General features: G+C 59.4%; 20 protein-coding genes. 13 read left to right on the top strand and 7 right to left on the bottom strand.

Annotated features, from left to right (window positions below):
* Positions 1-9 precede the first annotated feature (9 nt).
* Positions 10-1,182 carry a TMEM43 family protein gene (locus tag KI792_01015; GenBank protein MBV6631591.1) on the bottom strand — a complete coding sequence of 391 codons (1,173 nt, stop codon included), beginning with the start codon at positions 1,180-1,182 and terminating at the stop codon, positions 10-12.
* A gap of 31 nt (positions 1,183-1,213) precedes the next feature.
* Entirely contained in the window at positions 1,214-2,056 is an 843-nt protein-coding gene (locus KI792_01010; GenBank protein ID MBV6631590.1) for a DUF3445 domain-containing protein, read from the bottom strand.
* A 71-nt stretch (positions 2,057-2,127) separates the two neighbouring features.
* On the opposite strand from KI792_01010, the gene KI792_01005 reads away from it, so the two are divergent.
* The 3 genes from KI792_01005 to KI792_00995 all read left to right on the top strand — a co-directional run bounded on the left by KI792_01005 (position 2,128) and on the right by KI792_00995 (position 5,130).
* A complete protein-coding gene (locus tag KI792_01005; GenBank protein MBV6631589.1) occupies positions 2,128-3,411 on the top strand; it encodes a multidrug effflux MFS transporter in 1,284 nt (427 codons plus the stop codon).
* Positions 3,374-4,081: a M48 family metallopeptidase gene (locus tag KI792_01000; protein MBV6631588.1), complete on the top strand. Its 708-nt coding sequence runs from the start codon at positions 3,374-3,376 to the stop codon at positions 4,079-4,081. Before KI792_01005 ends, KI792_01000 begins: the two co-directional genes overlap by 38 nt.
* An 83-nt stretch (positions 4,082-4,164) precedes the next feature.
* Positions 4,165-5,130: a DMT family transporter gene (locus tag KI792_00995; GenBank protein MBV6631587.1), complete on the top strand. Its 966-nt coding sequence runs from the start codon at positions 4,165-4,167 to the stop codon at positions 5,128-5,130.
* Here KI792_00995 and KI792_00990 read toward each other — a convergent pair.
* Together KI792_00990 and KI792_00985 are read right to left on the bottom strand one after the other, a co-directional pair.
* Positions 5,127-5,705: a DUF3429 domain-containing protein gene (locus KI792_00990; GenBank protein MBV6631586.1), complete on the bottom strand. Its 579-nt coding sequence runs from the start codon at positions 5,703-5,705 to the stop codon at positions 5,127-5,129. The genes KI792_00995 and KI792_00990 overlap by 4 nt on opposite strands.
* The gene (locus KI792_00985; GenBank protein ID MBV6631585.1) at positions 5,702-6,004 is read right to left on the bottom strand and encodes a DUF1232 domain-containing protein; all 303 of its coding nucleotides are present in this window, start codon (positions 6,002-6,004) and stop codon (positions 5,702-5,704) included. The genes KI792_00990 and KI792_00985 overlap by 4 nt, the downstream gene beginning before the upstream one ends.
* A 315-nt stretch (positions 6,005-6,319) precedes the next feature.
* Here KI792_00985 and KI792_00980 point away from each other — a divergent pair, with 315 nt between their 5' ends.
* From KI792_00980 to KI792_00960, 5 genes are all read left to right on the top strand, one after another.
* Complete coding sequence (locus tag KI792_00980) at positions 6,320-7,171, top strand: SPFH domain-containing protein (GenBank protein ID MBV6631584.1); 852 nt, start codon at positions 6,320-6,322, stop codon at positions 7,169-7,171.
* A 112-nt stretch (positions 7,172-7,283) separates the two neighbouring features.
* A complete protein-coding gene (locus tag KI792_00975; GenBank protein ID MBV6631583.1) occupies positions 7,284-8,048 on the top strand; it encodes an SDR family oxidoreductase in 765 nt (254 codons plus the stop codon).
* Positions 8,049-8,133: 85 nt separating this feature from the next.
* Entirely contained in the window at positions 8,134-8,835 is a 702-nt protein-coding gene (locus tag KI792_00970) for a hypothetical protein (protein ID MBV6631582.1), read from the top strand.
* 25 nt (positions 8,836-8,860) lie between these two features.
* Positions 8,861-9,547, top strand: a complete 687-nt coding sequence (locus KI792_00965; GenBank protein ID MBV6631581.1) for a 1-acyl-sn-glycerol-3-phosphate acyltransferase — start codon at positions 8,861-8,863, stop codon at positions 9,545-9,547.
* Positions 9,548-9,550: 3 nt separating this feature from the next.
* Complete coding sequence (locus tag KI792_00960) at positions 9,551-9,874, top strand: hypothetical protein (GenBank protein ID MBV6631580.1); 324 nt, start codon at positions 9,551-9,553, stop codon at positions 9,872-9,874.
* 2 nt (positions 9,875-9,876) lie between these two features.
* Here KI792_00960 and KI792_00955 read toward each other — a convergent pair whose 3' ends face one another.
* The 3 genes from KI792_00955 to KI792_00945 all read right to left on the bottom strand — a co-directional run bounded on the left by KI792_00955 (position 9,877) and on the right by KI792_00945 (position 11,905).
* On the bottom strand, positions 9,877-10,704 hold the full coding sequence (locus tag KI792_00955) for a carbon-nitrogen hydrolase family protein (protein ID MBV6631579.1): 828 nt from the start codon (positions 10,702-10,704) through the stop codon (positions 9,877-9,879).
* A complete protein-coding gene (gene grxC / locus KI792_00950; GenBank protein MBV6631578.1) occupies positions 10,701-10,970 on the bottom strand; it encodes a glutaredoxin 3 in 270 nt (89 codons plus the stop codon). The genes KI792_00955 and grxC overlap by 4 nt, the downstream gene beginning before the upstream one ends.
* Positions 10,971-11,065: 95 nt before the next feature.
* Positions 11,066-11,905, bottom strand: coding sequence for a ComF family protein (locus KI792_00945; protein ID MBV6631577.1), 840 nt, complete (start codon positions 11,903-11,905; stop codon positions 11,066-11,068).
* Positions 11,906-11,924: 19 nt separating this feature from the next.
* Between KI792_00945 and KI792_00940 the strand changes: the two genes are divergently transcribed.
* From KI792_00940 to KI792_00920, 5 genes are read left to right on the top strand one after another with little or no spacing between them, the layout of a single operon-like run.
* A complete protein-coding gene (locus tag KI792_00940) occupies positions 11,925-12,926 on the top strand; it encodes a methyltransferase domain-containing protein (protein ID MBV6631576.1) in 1,002 nt (333 codons plus the stop codon).
* 43 nt (positions 12,927-12,969) lie between these two features.
* Positions 12,970-13,737, top strand: coding sequence for a hydroxyacylglutathione hydrolase (gene gloB, locus KI792_00935; GenBank protein MBV6631575.1), 768 nt, complete (start codon positions 12,970-12,972; stop codon positions 13,735-13,737).
* Positions 13,738-13,794: 57 nt separating this feature from the next.
* Positions 13,795-14,415 carry a 2-hydroxychromene-2-carboxylate isomerase gene (locus KI792_00930; GenBank protein ID MBV6631574.1) on the top strand — a complete coding sequence of 207 codons (621 nt, stop codon included), beginning with the start codon at positions 13,795-13,797 and terminating at the stop codon, positions 14,413-14,415.
* A complete protein-coding gene (locus KI792_00925; protein ID MBV6631573.1) occupies positions 14,399-16,459 on the top strand; it encodes a hypothetical protein in 2,061 nt (686 codons plus the stop codon). Before KI792_00930 ends, KI792_00925 begins: the two co-directional genes overlap by 17 nt.
* Before the next feature lie 2 nt (positions 16,460-16,461).
* Complete coding sequence (locus tag KI792_00920; GenBank protein ID MBV6631572.1) at positions 16,462-17,457, top strand: glycosyltransferase; 996 nt, start codon at positions 16,462-16,464, stop codon at positions 17,455-17,457.
* Positions 17,458-17,494: the final 37 nt, after the last annotated feature.

Here is a 17,494-nt window from a genome sequence, read left to right as displayed (position 1 = left end):
TCAATCTCGCTAGGCCTTGGCCAGGCTGTTGTTCTGCTTGACCTTCCGCCTACCGAAGAAACCACCAGCGATCAATGTCGTCGCGGCCACCGCAAGCAATCCCATGGCAAAAACCGGACGTGCGGCAAGCCAAGCCATGGCGATGGTAAGGGAGCCGAGGGTGATGGCCACCATCACACCGGCAATGAACCCAATGCCGCCGGCCAGACCGCGAACAAATGGAATGAAGCCAAGCAGGGAGCCAAGCAGGGCGAAAACCGACTGCACGCCAATCGCCATCATGATCATCCCAACGGCGCGAATAATCCAAGCCTTCAGCTCTTCCTCACCGCGACGCTTTTCAATCAAATCCTCAGCCGTGAACTGGCCCTGCCCAACCAATAGGTATTCCAGGTTGTTCGCGGTGCGGACAGATTGAAGGCGATTGCCACTCTGACGGGCAATCATGCTGATCGGGTCGAGGGCGACATACCGAAACACGGTGCGGTAATCGCCGATCTGTGGGCTGTTCAGACTACCGGCGCCACGAAACAGGTATGTCTCACTCGCCAGCTGGAACCCCTCAGGTGGGGTGATTGAGTAGCCGCCCAGGGGCAGGTCGCGCGTCTCATCAAGCTGGCCGATGACATTCTGCTCTAACCGAAAAACACCGAAACTGGCGTTTTGGGCGTTATGCCAGCGGCTTTGATACTCCATCGTTGGCGGGTTCGGATGCTTATCGGCGTAGCGGAAGCCACTGCTGTCATAGAACTGCTCTGACCACACCCGGTCGTAAGTGTATTCCTTCACCGTACGCGAGCCGCCGCCGGCGGTATCCTCAGTGCGGGTGGTCTCCGTTTTCTTCCATTGGAACATCTCCACCTCACGCTTAAGGCGCAGCAGGCTATTCAGCGCTAAGCCAAAGCGTTGATCACTGATTGTCTCGTCGGTTTGCGGGGTGCCGATCATATGGACGGATTGGCCATCAGTATCGGCCGCCGCTTCACGCGGGTCGATGCTGACCGTATTGGTTTTCAGCCAATCCAGCCCCTCATGCTGTTCTTTAAGCTGCCCCTTATTCCACCAGAGCAGGGGAAACGCGAGGATGAAGAGCAGGATGCCAATGATGGCGCCCTTCCCACGGCGTTTGACATTGCCACCCCAGCCGGTGGAGCTCACAACCTCGGTGTATTTTGCCGCCATAATCCGGTTCCCCCCTTATTGATGGCCAGTATTACGGTCGCTGCTCAGCAAGCCAAGCGCGGACCGGGGCCACCAGCGTATCCATTGATTTGTAGGCCAAAAGGGCCGCAGGCATGGTGGCCAGGGCATGATCTAAGCGATGAACACGATCCAGATCGGTCAGGACAGCACCCAGCGGTGCAACCATCGTGCGGATGGTGAATAGGACCGTTGCGGGCCCAACATCCTCAATGCGCCTGATTGTTTGACGCTCAGCCCGCAGGAATACTTGGGTTGAGACATCATCAGCCTCAATTGATGGCTGCTCTTGAGGTGCTACGGGATGGAACAACACCGCATCTGGATGCAGGCTCCAATTCATCCGCATGGTGATGTGGTCGGGCTTTAACCGGGCGAAGAAGCGATCCACCGCCGGGCCCAGTTTGCGATCGTAATCTGGCACCGGGTCATGGATCGCCATCAATGGTTTGCCAAGCTTGTCCGCCAGGCACCATCGATTTGGAAAGCAAAGAACACCGCCCATCAGGTGATAGGGCTGATCATCACCATCACTCTGCAGGATGCACATATCCTCCTGCACCGTTCGGCCAATTGCCTCTAAAGCTTCCAAGCCCGTGCCGGGTGCCGCCTCACCGGTCACCAGACGGTGCAGGACGCACGCGGCTGCCTCGGCGCTGGGTTCACAGGCCACCACATCCTGGGGCTGCTGATCGAATAGGCGATGCCGCTCCGCCATCTGCTGGTCGTGGTCAGGCCCCTTAAACAACCAGTCGCTGGGCTGAACCGGGCGGAGGCCCATGGCAAGGCGGAAATCGCCCGCCTCAATCGGGAATGGTGGAAAGCTCTCTAACTCCATGGATTTGTTCTGCGACACGCGCGGCTGCCATGCAAGGGATCGGCGCGGCTAGCCTTTAGCGCAGCCTGCCGCCATATCTGAAGACAGCTATGGAAATCGCACAGCAAACCACCCCACCCCGCTACACCACACGGCATCCGATCCGATACCTGCTGGCCAGCTTGATCGCGCTCGGCCCATTGACGATGTCGCTCTATACCCCATCCATGCCAGCCATCACCGAAGCGTTGGCGACCAGTGAGGGGTTGGTGCAGGCAACAATTGGCATCTTCCTCACCATGGTGGCGATCGGTCAGCTGATCTATGGCCCGATATCAGACCGCCACGGTCGTCGGTTGGTTTTGTTCGTTGGCTTCTCAATCTATGTGCTCGCCTCCCTGGCCTGCGCCATGGCGACGACGATTGAGCAGTTATTGGTCGCCCGCGCGTTTCAGGGCCTTGGCGCCTCCGCTGGGGCCGTAATGTCCCGGGCCATCATCCGTGATCTTTATGAGAAGGGCGACATCGCCAAGATGCTGTCCTTCATCGGCATGGCCTTGGCGGCGGCCCCTGCCATCGGCCCGCTGCTCGGTGGTCAGTTGGAAACGCGGCTGGGTTGGGAAGCAAACTTCCTCGTCCTCGCGGCAGTTGGTGTCAGCCTACTGATCCTTGTTGCCAAGGTACTGCCCGAAACCAATCTCGACCGAACGCGAGAGCCGTTCTTAAGCGCCTATCAGACCCTAATCCGAAACCGGTGTTTCCTAGGCTATGTCGGGCCGGTTGGGGCGGCGCTGGGCGGTATCTTCTCATTCCATAGCGTTGGCCCCTTTGTCCTGATTGATGAGCTTGGCGTGCCGCCGACGCTTTATGGCTTCTATACCGTGCTGAGTGTCAGCGGCTATTTCATTGGCTCCTTCATCAGCAACCGTGTGGCCGGTGAAGTGCATCATGACGTGCTGATCAAAATCGGCCTTAGCATTGGCCTGGTTTCTGGCATTTCAATGTTGAGCCTGGGCCTGACCACCAGCGGCGGCCTTATCACCCTGACGCCGCTTTTGTTCATGGCGCCCTGTATCCTTTGGGCCTTTAGCGCAGGCTTAGTGCTCCCGAATGGGGCAACTGGAGCGATCCAACCGTTCCCACGAATCGCTGGCTCAGCCTCCGCCCTGGTTGGTGGGATTCAAATCGGCGCGGGGGCAGGCATGTCCTTTGCCATTGCCAAGATTGGCGGTTTCCTACCCCTCACCTTCGGAATTCTCACCACCACCCTGGTGAGCATCGGCATCGCCTTCTATCTTTGGGGTGTTGTTTTCAATCGAGCCACACCGGGACCACCGGCACCCAACAGCCCCAACGATGGCACCAGACCAGACCCTATCCCTACAATTGAGTGATGGCCGGGACCTGCCGGTTCAGTGGCGCCACCATGGTCGCTCGCAGCGTCTCACCGCGCGGTTGGACCCACGCGGCCAGGGTTTGCGGGTGACGACCCCACCGGGTATCCCGGCGCGCGAGGTGCAACGGTTCATCGATGAGAACCGGGATTGGGTAGAGGCACAGCTGGCGGATAAGGGCGAGCGCATCGCCCTGGAACCCGGCACTGAGATACCGATTGAAGGCATTCCAAGGGTCATTGCCCCCACCGGCAGCCTGCGTGGCCTGCCCGAACTAACCGACACCCATTTGCATGTGCCGGGTGAGCCGGACCGCCTTGCCGCCCGCATCACCCGGTTCTGCCGCAGCATGGCTAAAGACCGGATCGTGCCATTAGCTGAGCGTAAGGCAGAACAATCGGGCCGTGCTGTGCGCCGGGTTACCGTGCGGGACACCACCAGCCGCTGGGGTTCCTGCACCCATGATGGCTGCCTCTCCTTTTCCTGGCGGTTGATCTTGGCGCCACCTTCGGTCCTCGATTACGTGGTCGCCCATGAGGTTGCGCACCTCACCCATATGGATCACAGCGAGGCTTTCTGGTCTCTGAATGCCCGCCTCGCCGATGGGACCATGGCCGAGGCTAAGACCTGGCTGCGCCGCCATGGTCGTACGCTGTTTTTATATGGCTGATACGCGGTAATAGCGCCGGGCGCATACCTGCCAACCGCGTTGACGGGCTGTGTAAATAGGTCAGCCATGCTTAACTATTTTCTATGGCTGCTAACACCAACCCACTGTCATCCATACGTGACCTGCTGACAAAGCAGGGGTTGGCCTTGTCGAACCCGACCAAGGGCATGCTGTGGATGCTGGCTGGCGGCGTCTGCATGACCATCATCATCACCCTGATCAGATACATCCGCGAAGAGGTGCACGCGCTAGAGATTGCGTTCTTCCGCAACCTCTTCTCGCTGCTCTTGATGGTGCCGTGGATGATCAAGATGCCGCGGGAGACGCTGCAGACCAAGCGCCCGGTGATGCATGCGCTTCGCTCCGCTGTTGGTCTGACGGCCATGTGTACCTGGTTCTACTCCGTCACCATCATGCCGTTGGCCGAGGCGGTAACGCTGAGCTTTACGACCCCGCTCTTCGCCACCATTTTGGCCGCCATCTTCCTCGGTGAGACGGTGCGGGCACGGCGCTGGACGGCCACGATTATTGGGTTCTGTGGGGTGCTTATCGTCCTCCGCCCCGGTGTTGCGATCATTGATGAGGGGGCGTTTATCGTCCTCGGCTCCGCCCTATGCCTGGGCATCACCATGATGTTTATCAAATCGCTCGCGCGGACTGAGAGCACAGCGACAATGCTGTTCTACACCATGTTCTGGATGACCCCGCTTTCGCTAATACCGGCACTGTTCGTTTGGACCACGCCGAGTTGGGAAGTCCTGGGCTTCCTCGTGGTAATCGGGGCGGTGGCAACGGGTGTTCAGGGGTGCCTGGCGCAAGCCTTCCACTATGCCGATGCGAGTTTTCTAGCCCCCTTCGACTACGCCAAATTGCCCCTGACCGCGCTTGCCGGGTGGATCGTGTTTGGTGAGGTGACGGATATCTGGACCTGGGTCGGCGCCGCCGTCATTGCCGCCTCCACCGTCTACATCGCACGACGGGAAGCCAAGTTGGCCAAGGCTGACAGCAGTAAGGCGCAAACGAAAACGCCAGGCTGCTCCCCCAGCTAGGGCGCGTCATAGCTCAGAATTCGGATCAGGGAGATCGCCAGGCTGGCCACGGCGCCAATGGTCAGGTGCCAGCGTAGGCGCCGAAACCAGGCGGGCCAACGCGGCGGTGCACCGGCGTCTGGTGTCCGGCTATGCTTCAGATCAATCAGCAGCGTCAGCAGCAGTAACGCCATCATCAGGGACACGGTCTGGTCCAACGCCAGCATCGTATCACCGGGTGCGGTACTGGTGGGCCAGGCCGACAGCACCACAATCACCCAGGCCAGGATCGCCGGGGTGACGCCCCAGGCATAGGGTTCCCAGCTGGTAGTCGGGGCATCGAAATCCTTCATGATCGCCCAACCCCAATGAACTGCGCCTAAGAACCCAATGATAATAGCGGCATAGAAAATCTGCGCGCTAACCACAAAGGTGGCGATTGAAACCGGCAGCAGCCAGATGCCGAGTGCCGACAAGACAAAGGGTGTTAGGCCACCGTAGCCAAGCACCGCCGCCGGCAGTGGGATTTGATCACCCGGCACTTGGCGCGTTGGTTCGACGATTGGCGTGGTTGCTTCTGTTCCAGACATACTCATTTGGGGGGCTCCTGAAACGGGTCTTGCCTCTCCCCTGCCCTAACTTCAGCCAGTGCCGCAGCAGCACGCTGCTGATGCTCTGGAGTTATGTGGGTGAAAATCATCTGCATGGTGGTGGCGAGCACCGCCGCATCATCGGTGAAGCCAATGCCGAACAGGAAATCCGGCATCGCGTCGGTCGGGATGATGAAATAACCCAACGCTGCCAAAAGCCAAGCCCGCACAAAGGCTGGCGTCTCAGGATCCGTGGCCGCGTAGTAGGCGGCGGTTAGGTCACCGGTAAACGGGATCTGCGCCATGTAGCGCACGACCTTGGGCCAGAAGCCATCGGCCACAAACCGCTCTTGCTCGCTCAAAACCTGGGCATCGACATACTCATCCCCCTGACGCACCAGCTCAATAATGTAGAGCGATGCATCATCGGCGCTGTCATTCTGATCAGCGTCCTCGGCTTGCGCTTTGGTCTTTTTCCGTCCCATCATGGCGCCGGATTATGCGGGTAGTGCAGGTCGCCAACAAGCGATTACCGCACCCGCAAGCCCAAGAAAACCCAAGAAAAATACGCTGCGGCGCGTCAACAACTTAAGCGTGTGCAGTTCATAAGGGACCATCAAATGACTAAGCAGAGCATCGACGACGTCCAGGAATTCAAGGCCTTTGGCATCAATGGCTTCTTCATGCTGGCGGTGTTTATCGCCATTGCCGGGCTTGCCGCCCTCGGCATGACCGTTCGTCCGTTCTCCGGCATCATGCTGGGTATCATCGCCTTTCTCATCATGACCGGCTTCACCGTTGTGCAGCCAAATGAGGCAAAGGCGATTGTCTTCTTCGGCAAGTATAAGGGTTCAATCCGCACCCCCGGCTTCCAATGGACCTGGCCGCTATCGGCCCGCCAACGCGTTTCGATGCGCCTGATCAACTTCGATAGTGAGAAGCTGAAGGTGAATGATGTGCGCGGTAACCCGGTTGAGATTGGTGCCATCGTGGTTTGGCGCGTGGTTGATAGCGCCAAGGCCGTATTCAACGTCGATGACTACACCGAATTCGTGCACACCCAGTCAGAAACCGCACTCCGCAACGTTGCTGCCAAGTACCCCTATGATGGCAGCGATGATGAAACCACCCTGCGCGGATCGAGTGATGAGGTGGCCGCCGACCTGATTGAGCAGCTTCAGGGCCGGTTGGAAATCGCCGGTGTGGTGCTGGAAGAAACCCGCCTGTCGCACCTGGCCTACGCCCCCGAAATCGCCGCCGCCATGCTGCGCCGTCAGCAGGCCGAGGCCGTGATCGCCGCCCGCCGCTTCATCGTTGAGAATGCGGTTGGCATGGTTGATGACGTGCTTGGCCACTTCGGTGATTCCGGCACCGTGAACCTGGATGATGACCGCAAGGCGACGCTGATTGGCAACCTGATGGTGGCCCTCGTCTCTGACCGGGACGCAGAGCCAGTAATCCGGGTCGGCTAGGGCGCCATATCGCTTGGCCCGCTGGCCCCGCCTCTGCTACACCATCGCCCTCACCTGAGCGTGCGGGAACCTCCCGCATGTCTATCAGCAAATAGATAAATGAGGGTCCGACATGGATGTGCAGGGTTTAGCCGCGATTGTAACTGGCGGTGGATCGGGATTGGGTGCCGCGACGGCCAAGCTCTTGGCCTCCAAAGGCGCCAAGGTTGCGTTGCTCGACGTCAATCAGGAAGGCATGGACGCGGTTGCCAAGGAGATTGGCGGCCTCGCGATCAAATGCGATGTGACCGATGACGACGCGGTGAAGGCTGCGGTTGATCAGGCCAATGCCGCCCATGGCGTTGCCCGTATCGTGGTCAACTGCGCCGGTGTTGCCACCGGTGAGCGGATCGTTGGTCGTGAAGCGCCTTATGATATTGGCCGCTTCCGTAAGACGGTTGAGATCAACCTGATGGGCACCTTCTCGGTCATGAACTACGCCGCCAATGCCATGGCGAAGGAAGAGCCGGTTACCGATGACGGCGAGCGTGGCGTGATCATCAATACTGCCTCCGTCGCTGCCTTTGATGGCCAGGTTGGTCAGGCCGCCTATAGCAGCTCGAAAGCCGCTGTCGCTGGCATGACCCTGCCGGCCGCGCGTGAGCTGTCCAAATTTGGCATTCGGGTGAACACCGTGGCGCCCGGCCTGATGGAAACGCCGATGATGTCCGGCATGCCGCCACAGGTTTATGAGAGTCTGGTTGCCACAACCCTGTTCCCGAAGCGTCTGGGCAAGCCAGAAGAGTATGCGGAACTAGCCCTGCACATCTGTGAGAACAGCATGCTGAACGGCGAAACCATCCGCCTCGACGGCTCGGTCCGCCTGGCACCGAAGTAAGCCTTATTGGCTCACAATAAGAAACAATGAAGGCGCCATCAGCAATGATTGGCGCCTTTCTTGTATACAGCGCATGTTGTACCTCATGCGCAATCAAGCTCTTGAAGATCTCAGGCAGCATGCGGAACGCCTATATGAGTTGGTGAACCAGCCGGGCATTCCCTACGCCAATAATGGCTCCTACTGCCATGACCGCGCCTATGCCATGGCCACCCTGGCAGAGCGGGCGGGTCTAGACTTTGAGATGGCTTACTTCCTGCCCGCCAGTGATGAGGGCATGCAAGTTGATGGCCAAGTGCCCTGGACCGCCCATGTGGTCATCGCCACGCCCGAGGTCATGATCGACGGCAGCCCGCGACGCTTCTTTATCGACCCATCCCTATTCGAGGGCGGGCCGATTGGCCTGCAGCAGATGCAAGACCGCCTGAAGTCACCGCTGGAGACCGAGTACTTTAAGTTCGGTACGTTCAAACCCAAGGATCGGCCGCCTCATCAGCGGGATGATTGGTACCCGTTTGAATATTTCGGCGAAGGTAATCGCGGCCGCCAGATGCAGCGCAAGGTTCAAGAGAACCTGCGGCAGGCCCAGCGAGAGCTGGCCGGTAAAGCCCCGATGCCTGGCGACCCCCTGCCCGCAGAGCCTGCAAAGCCAAGCGATGGTTCAGTACTGGTTCAGACGCCAGCACCAAAAACCGAAGCCCCTGCAACCCGCCATGGCTTGATTGGCCGCCTCCGTGATATGGCTGGCCATGTTGGGCTCGCGCCAAGGCCATTGCCGAGCCCTTAAGCTTAACCAAGCTATTGGGACCGCCATGCGCTGGCTGCGCCTGACCATCATCTTGCTGATTTTGCGCCCGGCCCTGTTTCTGGTTACCGGCAGCGGCATTCGCGGCCGCCATCGCCTGCCCTCAAACGGCCCTGGCATTGTGATCGCCAACCACAATAGCCACCTCGACGCCCTGGTCCTGATGGCCGCCCTGCCCTGGCGTGGCATCCTTCGCGCCCGTCCGATCGTGGCCGGGGACTATTTCGCCACCACCCTATGGGGCCGCATTCTGGTTCTCGGCATCTTGGGCGGCGTGCCCATCGCGCGCCAGCGGAAGGGGCCCGATGACGACCCACTGGCACCAGCGAAGGACGCGCTCAATAAAGGCTCGATCCTGATCTTCTTCCCCGAAGGCACACGCGGCGAGCCAGAGCAGTTTGGCGAGGTGAAGAAGGGGCTCGGCTACCTGATCGCCGCCATGCCGGACACAGCCGTGACGCCGGTCTGGCTAACCAATCTGGGGCGTTCCTGGCCCCGCGGTGCGCCGGTACCGGTGCCGCTCGCCTGCCGTGGCTGGGTTGGCAGGCCGATGAAGTGGACCGGTGCTGTCGACAGCTATATCGAGCAGGCCGAGGCACGTTTGCTGCGGCTATCGGCACTGGTCAGCCGGGACCTACCGCCCGCCTATGATTACGATCCCGAATACGCGCCCAAGACCAACGCTAAGGAGTGACCCATGGCTATCCCGGTTATCGCCTATGTCCGTTTCCCCAAACCAAGCGATTGGGATGAGGAGAAGCTGTTTGCCAAGTTCGTTGATACGGCACCGCTCTACCACGATGTCGATGGGCTGATGCGCAAGGACTATCACTATGATCCGACCACCGGCCTATGTGGCGGCCTGTACTTCTGGGATGACGAAGCCAAAGCCCGAGCTTTCCACCAAGGCATGTGGCTCGAGCGATTAGCCGCCAATTACGGTGCGGAGCCTGAGATCACTTGGCTGCAAATCCCCGTCACCGCCGATGGCGAGAACGCGAAGACGATAGACCGTCGATAGGTCTAGCCAATTGGCCGATCATGCTGAAGCGATGGGATGGTCCGGCGCGCCTTGGTAACCGCCTCAAGATCAAGGCTGGCGGTGATGAAGCCGGGCTGATCATCAGCTTCCGCCAGCACCGCACCCCAGGGGTCGATAATCATTGAATGGCCATAGGTCTGGCGCCCGCCCTCGTGCTCACCGGTCTGGGCTGGCGCGATGACAAAGGCACCATTCTCTATCGCCCTCGCCCGTAGCAGCGTTGACCAATGCGCCTGGCCGGTCGGCACGGTAAAGGCCGAGGGCACAGCGAGGACCGTCGCACCCGCCTGGGCCAAGTAACGGTACAGCGCCGGAAAGCGCACATCGTAGCAGATGGTCAGGCCGAGCTTAGCAGTTCCAATATCGGCCAATGCGGTTCTATCACCGGGACGGTAGGTGCTGCTTTCTCGGTAGGTTTGGCCATCCTCAACCTCAACATCAAACATGTGCTGTTTGTCATAGGTGACGGCGATTTCCCCAGCGGGGTTCAACAAGACCGAGCGGTTGGCCAGTCGCTTTTCATCCTCAAGCTTGATCGCGACGGAACCGATTAACACCCAGCTTTGATGCGCCCGCGCCTTCTCGGCCAACGCACCAATCATCGGGTGATCATCCATAGGCAAGGCCCGCTCAATCTGGCGGTCGCGCCCCTTGAGCAGGCCAGAGGTCATTTCCGGTGTGGCAATCAGCCGGTCGCCGTCAGGCAACACGTCGGCAGACTGGTCAATCAGCGCAGAGCTATCTTGGATATTGTCTGTGAGATCCGGCCCGGTGGTGAGTTGCAGGCAGGCCGTATGGAGCGTGCTCAAGCTGATGCAGACGCTAGCTTAGCGTCCAGCTTGCCCGCATCCTCAAGCGCGTAAAGATCATCGCAGCCGCCAATCGCCTCACCATTGATGAAGATTTGGGGCACGGTCATCCCGCCGCCGGATCGCTGGACCATCTCAGCCTTCAGCTTCGGTTTGAAAGAGATCTCAGTCATTTTGACGTCCACCCCCTTCTTATCCAGGAGTGCCTTGGCCCGATGACAGAACGGGCACGTCATTTTTACGTACATTTCGACCTGGGCGGTCATGTCACTAACCCTCGCTCGTATAAGTTGAACGCTTACCGATTAAATTGCGGTTTGCGGGTAGTTTTGCAAGGCGCGAGGCGTGCATTTTCGCGTGATCAGTCATTCAATCCAACGCGGGTGACCGTGACCACATCGACCCGGGCGGCGCCAGCGCGCTTTAAGGTCTTCGCGAGCTCATTCACCGTGGCGCCAGTGGTCATCACATCATCAACGATCAGGATATGAGCATTGGCAACCTTAGCGGGCCTGGTTACCTCAAAAGCGCCCCGGATGTTCATACGGCGTGATGGGGCCTTGGGCGAGCCTTGCGGTGGTGTCGCCCGGCGACGGCGAACCAAGAGGGGCTCATAGTGCAGCACTGGCCTATCCGTGGCCGCCCCCTGCCGCCCGTGCCAGCGAACCAGGTTACGGGCGAGTTCCGCCGATTGATTATGCTTGCGGGAAATCATCCGGCGCCAATGCAAGGGCACCGGCACCACTTGAATGGACCCGGCAGGAAGCTCAGGAATGGCAGCAACAGCGCGGCCCAACCAAGGGGCCAGAAACGGCGCTAAGAACAGCTTATCGGCATGTTTAAGGCCCAATACCAGCTGACGCGCCACCCCCTCATAGGCAAAGGCAGCACGGGCGTGATCAAAGGCGGGCGGTTGGCTTAGGCAATCGAGGCATCGATCATCCTTATGCCCTTCAAAATCAAAGGCAACACCGCAGCATTGGCACCAGGGTGGCTCCATAATCCGGAGGTCGGGCCAGCACTTGCCGCAGATGAGGCCCGTTGCCTCAACCTCCTCACCGCAGGATGGGCAACGCGGCGGCAGGATCGCATCAACAATCCGCATCACTCCACCCTGCACCCGCCGGACACCAGCGCGAACAGTCAGCAAAGCCTGGCTAGACGGTTTTTTCTCGGCTGCGATGTCTGGCGATGCGCTCATAGCCCGCTATATTGCCCCCATGGCGACCAACACACCATCCCCTGCTGCACCGACAGCGTCAGAACCCGATCAATTGGTGGAACCATTTGACCGGCGACTGATGCGGGCACGGCGTGAGCGTCTGGCCAGAAGCTTGGAAACAGGGGTGATGCCAGCGACCGACTTCTTATTCGAAGAGGCGGCAAAGCGCTTGGTCGAGCGGCTTGAAGATGTTCGCCGCACATTCCCAACTGTGTTGGAGCTTGGCGCCCGTCATGGCGCGCTAGCTAAACATCTCCCCGCCGAACGGCATGGGGAATTGTTCCTAGCAACCGAGCTGTCGCCGACCCTCGCCAGTCGGTTGGCGGCACCCTATCAAGTAGTGGCCGCGGATGAGGAACAGCTGCCCCTCGCGCCCAGCAGCGTTGATCTGGTCCTGGCCAATTTGAGCCTTCATCACGTTAACGACCTGCCTGGCACACTCTGGCAGATTACCCAAACGCTTAAACCGGACGGCTTCTTCCAGGGGGTCATGTTGGGCGGCAATACGCTGCAAGAGCTTCGTGCTAGCCTGACGGCGGCTGAGAGTGAGATTACCGGCGGTGTACACCCTCGCCTCTCACCCATGGCCGACCTTAGGCAGATGGCGGGCCTACTCCAACGCGCTGGCTTTGCCCTACCGGTGGCAGATCATGAGCGAATTACCGTCCGCTATGCCGAACCGCTGACCCTTTTGGCCGAGCTTCGTGCCATGGGGGAGGCAAACATTCGAACCGACCGCGCTAGATCCCCACTTCGCCGGGACGTTCTGTTCCGGGCGTTGGAGCTTTATCGCCGGCATTATGGGGGCGATGATGGCCGGGTGCCGGTCAGCTTTGACCTCATCTTTATGGCTGGTTGGCGGCCCGATGCCTCACAACCCCAGCCACTCCGCCCCGGCTCTGCCACGACCAGGCTGGCCACGGCATTAGGGGTTACCGAGCAGGCGGTTGATGATCCGGTTGCGCCATCCCAACAAACCCGGCAGTCTGGGCCCGACTAAGGACGGCCGATGACGCCGTCACGCGAGATAAGGGCAGGCGGCAATGAGCCTACAGGTCCAGGTCATCCCGGCCTTAAACGATAACTACATCTATCTGCTGATCGCCGAGGATGGCGAGCATGTGGGCGTTGTTGATCCCGGCGATGCCGGACCGGTGATCAAGGCCGTGGACCATGCTGGTCTGAAACCCACCCATATCTTCAACACCCATCACCATGGTGACCACACCGCCGGTAACCACGCCCTAAAACAGCGGTTTGATGCAACGGTCATCGGCCCAGCCAGCGAGACCGGCCGCATTCCCGAACTGGATGAGATGGTGCGCGAGGGGGAGACGGTTAGCTTCGGCCCACATACGGCCAAGGTGATTGAGACGCCCGGCCATACCAGCGGCCATATCATCTTCTGGTTTGAGGAAGAGAAGATCGCCTTTGTCGGCGATACCCTGTTCGTCATGGGCTGCGGGCGCCTGCTTGAAGGCAATGCCGACCAGATGTGGGACAGCCTGACCAAGCTGATGGCCATGCCTGCCGACACGCAGCTTTATTGTGGGCATGAGTACACCGTGGCCAATGCCCGGTTTGCCCGCTCTGTTGACCCCACCAACGATGCCTTATCCGACCGCCTGCGGATGGTTGAGGGGTTGCGGTCCCGTGGCCTTGCCACCGTTCCCACCACCATGGCAGAAGAATTGGCCACCAACCCGTTCTTGCGGGCCGGTGATGCCGACATCCAGGCACATCTGGACATGCAAGGCGCCGACCCAAACGCCGTCTTCGCAGAGATCCGTCGCCGGAAAGACGCGGCCTGATCCCAGCCCTTTGGCACCCGCCATTCTATGCCAACCAGTCTTCGTTAAGAGAGCCCAATGCCACGCACGATTTCCTACTATTTCTCGGCCTCATCGCCCTGGACCATGCTTGGCCATGATCAGTTCATGGCACTGGTGGCAAAGCATAAGCTGGCCGTGGCCTATCATCCCATTCGCCTCGCCGATGTCTTCGCCGAAACCGGTGGCGTGCCCCTGCCAAAACGGGCCCAAGCCCGAAAAGACTATCGGATGCATGAGTTGAAGCGCTGGCGCGACTATCACGACATCCAGATCAATTTGGAGCCCACCCACTTTCCCGTCGATGACCAACGCGCCAATCAACTGATCAACTATGCCGAAGATCAGATGGCAGAGGTGGCGCCGTTAGTGCGTGCCATTGGCCGCGCCGTTTGGCTGGAAGACAAGAACATCGATGATCCAGAGGTGCTGCGCGCCATTCTGGTTGAATTGGGCGATGATCCGAACTGGGTCGAGGAAGCGGCAGAAGACGAAGAGGCCGCCGACCGCATCACCCGTGAGAGCAAGCAAGCGATCGAGGCAGGCGTTATCGGTGCCCCCTGCTACGTGTTCCGGGGGGAACCGTTCTGGGGCCAGGACCGCCTTGACCTTCTAAGCTGGCATCTCGACCGGGTATTCCAGGATGACGCCGACAGCTAAACCTACCATCTGGCAGGGCGATACGCTCTATCTGTTCGCCATTGTTGTGTTCGCGCTCGGCTGGAACTTGGTGTTTGGCGAAGCGTGGCCAGGCTCTCTGGTTGAGAGCATCTACACCGACACCTTTACCTACATGATCCGGGTGACGGAGGCCGAATGGTGGTCCGACCGCGGGCAGTTTGCGGCCTACAACACCCCCTTCGGTACGGTTCTGCACTGGACGTTTCCGTTTCCGGCCTTGATCACAGCCCTGGCAGCACCGTTTGCACTTATTCTTCCCTGGGGTGATGCGGTAGCCATAGCTGGCTCCTTCTCATCATTCCTTTGCTTGATTGCCGTCGCCTTTGGGCTTTATCGGCTCACTCGGTACCTAACGACACCGGGATGGGCGGCCATTGGCACCGTGGTGGCGATTAGCTGTCAGCCGATATTTAACTACGGTCAGTTGGGGCGGCCCGATCACCACATGCTGGCCCTCGCAACGGTGGTTTGGTTCTGGGTCGCGCTTGCTGGGATGGAGCTTGGCGAAAGGCGACGCCTTGCCAGCATCGCCGCGGGCTTAGTTGCCGCCCTGGCGCTTTGGACAACCCCAGAAACCATGCCCGGCCTGGTCGGTGGGATCGCACTTCAGATCTGGTACCGGCTCTGCCAAAACCTAGAGAAGGTGGTGGTGTCGGCACCGACAGACCGATTGATTAATGATGGCATCTTGGCAGTGACCTGGTTGTTGGGCACCACCGCAGCGGTCCTTATAGACCCGCCTTTTGAGGGGCAATGGGCGCCAGCTTATGATCGCATTTCGATTGTTCACCTGGCCTTTGTCTGCTGCACCGGGATGTTGCTGGTCGCGAGGTCCCCGCTTGCCCAAGCAATAAACCCTTCGTTGCCCGGCAAACGCTTCATTCAGCGCGTCCTGGCAACCGGCATACTTGGGCTATCGGTTGTTGGCCTGTTCCTATTCGCGTTCCCAGAATCCCCTGCTGGCGCCCTTAATCATGTTTCACCAGCGATGGAACCCTGGATCAGTGCGATCCAGGAGATGCAACCTGCAACTAAGATCACCGATATATTGATCAACTACACCGGCCCGATTTTTGGCCTGATTGCGCTCGCCCTTTTGCTTGAAGATCAGGAGGAAGGGATCAGTGTCCAAAAGCTGCTTCTGCTTGGGGTAATCGGCTGCTGTGCTGGCCTTACTCTGGTTGGCATCATTCATTATCGCTTCAGCTATTACGCCGTCGCGGCAGTAGCACCGTTCATCTTCCACTTGCCAAAACGGCTAGCTGAATATGGCCATGAATGGCTTCAGCCCGACAAGACAGTGGCCCTCATGCTCGCCTTGCCCTTGGTCACGGTTGCGATCAACAAGGCGGTGAGTGAAGAGCGGGAGCCAACATACAACCTGTTTGGACGCAGTGCGGTCGAATTGGCCCTGGCTGCCAATGGCGAACTTGAGCAGCACTATGAGCAAGAGATCGGCGGCCGCCCGAACAGTCCGGCTACCTTTCCCGGTGGCCAGGCGGCCTGCGACAGCTTCCCCATGGTGCACCAGCTGGCCGAAATTGTGCCACAACTCAGCGTGGCGAGCGGGTCGGACCAAAAGTTGAACGGCATGTTCCCGCAGAACCCTGGCCCAGCTCTTGTCTATACGGCGGGCATTCGGGTGGTCGCCGCACCCTATCACCGGAATGAGGATGGCCTTCTCGCCAGCCAAAGCTTCTACAGCGCCTATGAGATAGAAGGCGTGCCGCAGATGATTCTGGAAAACCGCTCGATTGATCTGGTTGGCGTCTGCGTCAAGCCAGTGATTGATCAACCGGACCTAGAACGACCGGGCGTTTACAGCTGGGCCCTCGCCGGTGGTGATGAGGATTACGCACCAGCATTGATCATTCCCGGTCGCTGGGTCATTCTCGCGCGGCGCAGCCTTCTTGGCGACTGGGCCCCTGTGTTCTTTGTCGATGAACGCGATCTAGAAGACGCTAACACCGAAGAAGCAGGCTACTCAAACTCGCCAGCCGCTCCCGAAGCAAACCAAGAATAAAAATGACCGCCGTTGCCACCGACCAACCTGAGAACCAAGCTGCCCATTTGGATCATCAAGTGGCGGTTCTAATCCCCTGTATGGATGAGGAAGCGGCGATTGGGGATATGGTATCGCGGCTAAAGCAGCTGCTGCCGACAGCTGACATCTATGTCTATGACAACAACTCAACCGACAAGACGGCCGAGGTGGCGAGCGCCGCCGGCGCCATTGTTCGGCAAGAAACCCGGCAGGGTAAGGGCTTCGTCGTCCGGCGGATGTTCGCGGATATTGAGGCCGATGTGTATGTCATGGTCGATGGTGATGGTACCTATGACATTGACGCCGCACCGACCCTGATTGATCGGCTAGTGGATGATGGCCTGGACATGGTGAATGGCGCCCGCGAGGCCGTGATCGATGAGGCCTTCCGCCCTGGCCATGCCGCGGGCAACAAGGTGCTAACCGGCATTGTCCGCTCCCTTTTCGGTAAGGGTTTTAGCGACCTGTTCTCCGGTTATCGGGTGTTTTCCCGCCGCTTTGTAAAATCCTTCCCGGTCATGTCTCGTGGCTTTGAGATTGAGACCGAACTGACCATCCATGCCCTGTCCTTGGAGATGCCGGTTACTGAGGTGAAGACGGATTTCCGTGATCGCGCGGCCGGATCGGCCAGCAAGCTGCGCACCTATAGTGACGGCACCCGCATCCTGTTCACGATTGTCAATCTGCTGCGTCAGGAGCGGCCGCTGCCGCTCTTCGGATTAGTGGCTGGTTTGTTTGCTCTGGCCGCTGTGATTTTGGCGCTCCCGTTGTTGCCAACGTTCTTGGAAACCGGGCTAGTTCCTCGGTTGCCTACGGCAATCCTGGCAACCGGCCTGATGGTTCTTGGCTTCTTAAGCCTGGCTTGTGGCCTGATCCTCGACACCGTTTCCTATGGTCGGCGGGAGGCTAAACGGATGCAGTATCTGTCACTGCCCAGCATTCACACTGTCCGGCAGAAAGCCGAGAAAAAGGATTAGGGCCGCGCATATCCGCCCTTCCTTGGCAAAGGGCCAG

Source organism: Alphaproteobacteria bacterium SS10 (assembly GCA_019192455.1).
In the GTDB taxonomy this organism is placed as follows: Bacteria; Pseudomonadota; Alphaproteobacteria; order TMED2; family TMED2; genus TMED2.
This window is presented reverse-complemented; position numbering and strand designations above follow the sequence as displayed.